The organism is Azonexus sp., from assembly GCF_036170495.1.
GTDB lineage: Bacteria > Pseudomonadota > Gammaproteobacteria > Burkholderiales > Rhodocyclaceae > Azonexus.
The window spans coordinates 1-3901 of record NZ_JAVHPH010000245.1 but is presented as its reverse complement, the minus strand read 5'-3'; the positions used below and the strand labels follow the sequence as shown (position 1 = coordinate 3901).

General features: G+C 57.4%; 4 protein-coding genes. All 4 read right to left on the bottom strand.

All coding sequences use genetic code 11. The annotated features are described in order from the left end of the window. A partial coding sequence (locus ADADOO_RS08450; RefSeq protein ID WP_511276679.1) for a POTRA domain-containing protein occupies positions 1-544 on the bottom strand: 544 nt, incomplete at its 3' end. A 3-nt stretch (positions 545-547) separates the two neighbouring features. Beyond that, entirely contained in the window at positions 548-1915 is a 1368-nt protein-coding gene (gene rseP, locus ADADOO_RS08445) for an RIP metalloprotease RseP (RefSeq protein ID WP_511276677.1), read from the bottom strand. Continuing rightward, positions 1912-3108: a 1-deoxy-D-xylulose-5-phosphate reductoisomerase gene (ispC, locus tag ADADOO_RS08440; protein ID WP_511276675.1), complete on the bottom strand. Its 1197-nt coding sequence runs from the start codon at positions 3106-3108 to the stop codon at positions 1912-1914. Before ispC ends, rseP begins: the two co-directional genes overlap by 4 nt. Beyond that, positions 3105-3899, bottom strand: a complete 795-nt coding sequence (locus tag ADADOO_RS08435; RefSeq protein WP_511276673.1) for a phosphatidate cytidylyltransferase — start codon at positions 3897-3899, stop codon at positions 3105-3107. Before ADADOO_RS08435 ends, ispC begins: the two co-directional genes overlap by 4 nt. Positions 3900-3901 lie beyond the last annotated feature (2 nt).

Sequence of the window (3901 nt, the reverse complement as noted above, 5' to 3'; positions counted from 1 at the left end):
GATTGATCTGTTTGATCTTGGCGGCAGCACCTTCTTCGATATTGAAATTGATGCCAACACGATTCCGCTCAAGTGGGGTCACGGTCGTCGTGATATTGGCCGCATATTTGCCCCGCGTCAGGTACTGGCGCTTGAGTTCCTGCTCGGCCTTTTCCAGCAAGGCGCGGTCGAAGATGCGCCCATCGGCAATCCCTGTCTCCTTGAGTGCCTTGACGATGACATCCTTATCGAATTCCTTGAGCCCGACAAAATTGATCGTCGCAATTGCTGGCCGCTCCTGGACGACAACGACCATGACATCCTTCTCGACTTCGATCCGCACATCTTTGAAGAAGCCGGTGGCGAATAACGCCTTGATCGACTGCGCCGCCTTTTCGTCAGTCAGCGTTTCGCCGACCTTGACCGGCAGATATCCGAAAACCGTACCCGCCTCGGTACGCTGAATACCTTCGACCCGGATGTCCTTGACCGCAAAAGGTTCGAAAGCCAGCGCAGATGTCGAAAACAGGCCAGCAATCAGGACGGACAACAGGGATTTTTTCATCGTTCAGCCGTTAAACAGGCGAGTCAAGTCATTAAAAAAGGCGAAAGCCATCAAGGCGAATAGAATGGACAGACCGAGTTGCTGCCCAATTTCCATGGCGCGCTCCGAAAGCGGCCTACGCATGACGACTTCAATCATATGATACAACAAATGGCCGCCATCCAGCACCGGTATGGGCAGCAGATTCAACACCCCCAGGCTGATGCTGACCAGCGCCATGAACTTGAGGTAATACTCCAGCCCAAGACGCGCTGACTGGCCGGCATAGTCGGCGATCGTCACCGGTCCCGACAGGTTTTTCCATGAAACCTCACCCGTCAACATCTTGCCCATCATAACCAGGCTGAATATTGACTTGTTCCAGGTTTCTTCAAGTGCTTTGCCGGCGGCCTCTGCGACGCCATAGCTAATAAAGGTTTTTACCTCCCGACGAGGCATCGGGCTTTCAGCAACCGCCACGCCGATCTTTCCAACTGTCTGCCCGCGCTCCGAAACGGCCTCGGGCACCAAGTCGACCGCAACAATCCCTCCCTGACGCTCCACTTCAAGATGGATCGATTTGCTCGCTGAGTCGCGAATGATTGCGACCAGTTCGTACCAGGAGGCAACATCCTTTCCGGCAATCGACAAAACCCGGTCACCTGGCAACAAGCCAACCCGGTAGGCGACACCATGGGTGACGACTTTACCGATCACCGCCGGCAGATCGGGGCGATAGAAGCGCACGCCCAGGCGCTCCAGGGCATCACCTTCCCAGCCCTGCTCCCCGGCTGCAGTCAAATAGAGATGGCGAACAGCTATATCGTCGCGTTCGTTAACCACTTCAAGCGCAACGCTTTCTTGATCAACTGCCTTCTGCAGCAGTGCCCAGCGCAGGTCATTCCAGGTTGCCACCGACTGACCGTCGACTGCCCTGACCTGCTCACCATTGGCGATGGCAGCCGCGGCAGCCGGCGTACCTACCGCTGGAGTACCAAGCACAGGCAGCAACTCCTCGCTACCATGCATGAATACAGCCCAATAGATCAGGATTGCCAGCACAAAGTTGGCTAGCGGCCCGGCCGCAACGATGATGCTGCGCTTGCCGACCCCCTGGCGATTGAAGGCGCGATGAACTTCTTCTTCTGCGACCTCGCCTTCACGCTCATCGAGCATTTTCACGTAGCCACCCAGCGGAAAAATACTGATCGCCCATTCGGTCCGATCTTTTCCCAGCTGCTTTTTCCACAGGATCCTGCCGAAGCCAACGGAAAACCCGAGTACCTTCACGCCACACAATCGTGCCGCGCAGTAGTGCCCCAGTTCATGAAAGACGATCAGGACGCCAAGGACAACCAGAAAGGCAGCGAGGTAAAACAGGATATTGTTCACGCGAAACTGCGTTCCCGAACCATTTCATGCGCCAACCCACGTGCCTCTGCATCGGCCGCCAGCACATCGGCCAGACTACCTTCCGGACCGGCTGGCAAAGCTTGCAGAACCGCTTCATCGAGCTGCGCAATACCGAGAAATGGTAAAGCCCCTTCGAGAAAAGCGGCGACCGCAACTTCATTGGCAGCATTAAGGATGGCGGGTGCCGTGCCGCCCTCATGCAGCACGTTGTAGGCCAGTTGCAGGCAACGGAATCGTTCGAAATCCGGCGCCACAAAATCGAGACGGGCAATTTTGAACAGATCCAGTGGTTCGACCCCGGCGGCAATGCGCTCGGGCCAAGCCATCGCATAAGCGATGGGCGTCCGCATATCAGGGTTGCCCATTTGCGCCATGACCGAACCATCTACGTACTGAACGGCGGAGTGAATGACACTTTGCGGATGAACGACGACCTGGATCATTTCCGGCGAGGCATCAAACAGCCAGCGCGCCTCAATGACTTCCAGCCCCTTGTTCATCATGGTTGCCGAGTCGACAGAAATCTTGCGCCCCATCACCCAATTCGGATGAGCACAGGCCTGATCCGGGGTCACGTTGGCCAGATTGGCCAACGGCGTGTTGCGGAATGGACCACCGGAAGCGGTCAACAGGATTTTCTGGACGCCGCATTGGGTCAGCCCCCGCGCGAAATCACCGGGCAGCGACTGAAAAATGGCATTGTGTTCGCTGTCGACCGGAAGCAGCGATGCACCATGCTCACGCACCGCATGCATAAACAGCTCGCCTGCCATGACCAGCACTTCCTTATTGGCCAGCATGACTTTCTTACCGGCACGCGCCGCAGCGAGCGTTGGTTCGAGCCCGGCCGCACCGACGATCGCCGCCATCACCGCATCAACTTCCGGCCGGGACGACAATTCGACAAGTGATTCGACGCCGTAGCGGATTTCCGTATCCAGGCCGCTGGCACGACAGCGCTTGGCAAGCTGGTCCGCCAGATGGGCGTCACGGAGAACAGCGAAGCGCGGACGAAATTCGACGCACTGCTCGAACAGTTTTTCAAGCTGACTATGCGCGCAAAGCGCAAAAGCCCGATAGCGATCCGGATGACGCCGGATCACATCCAGCGTGCTGACCCCAATCGAGCCGGTCGAACCGAGTACGGTGATGTTCTGCAAGATCGCGCTCACCGTGCCACGAACAAGAGCCAGACAAGGGCGACGACGGGCAGTGTCGAGGTCAGGCTGTCAATGCGATCAAGCACACCACCATGACCAGGAAGAATGTTGCTGCTGTCTTTAATGCCGGCCTTGCGTTTGAGTAATGACTCGTAGAGATCGCCAACGATGCTGACAGCCGTCACGCCAACCAGCGCAGCGATCCACGGCAGCAAGGACATAAATTCCAAGCCAAACAATTGGCGAACCACCAGGCCGTAAATAATCACACCAACGCCAGCGCCGATGGCGCCTTCCCAGGTCTTGCCCGGGCTGATCGTCGGCGCCAGCTTGTGCTTGCCGAAAGCTTTTCCGGAAAAATAGGCGGCGATGTCCGCCATCCAGACAACGGCGAAAATACCGAGCAACGCTCCGGCGCCAAGCATTCGTAACTGGACCATGGCCAACCAGGTCGGCAACAGAACCACGGCGCCGACCAAAAGACCCGAAAAACCGCCAAGCGACCACTTGTTTTTTAGCCAGAGCGGCATGACCAGACACCAGAAAACTGCAGCAACCGCATAGACGAGCAGTGCCCAGGACTGCCCTGGCGCATGGAGTTTGCTGGCCCCGATAGCTTCCGGAACGATGACAGACAAGAGCGCGCAAAACAGCGCCGTCGCTACGCCGAGGATGATGCGATGGGTACTCGGCCAACAGAGCAATGCCCCCCACTCCCAGGCGGCAACGCCAATGAAGGCAGCGACCAGCAAGGCCCAGCCGGCCTGCGATGAATAAAACAGACTGGGCAACAGCAACGCCACCA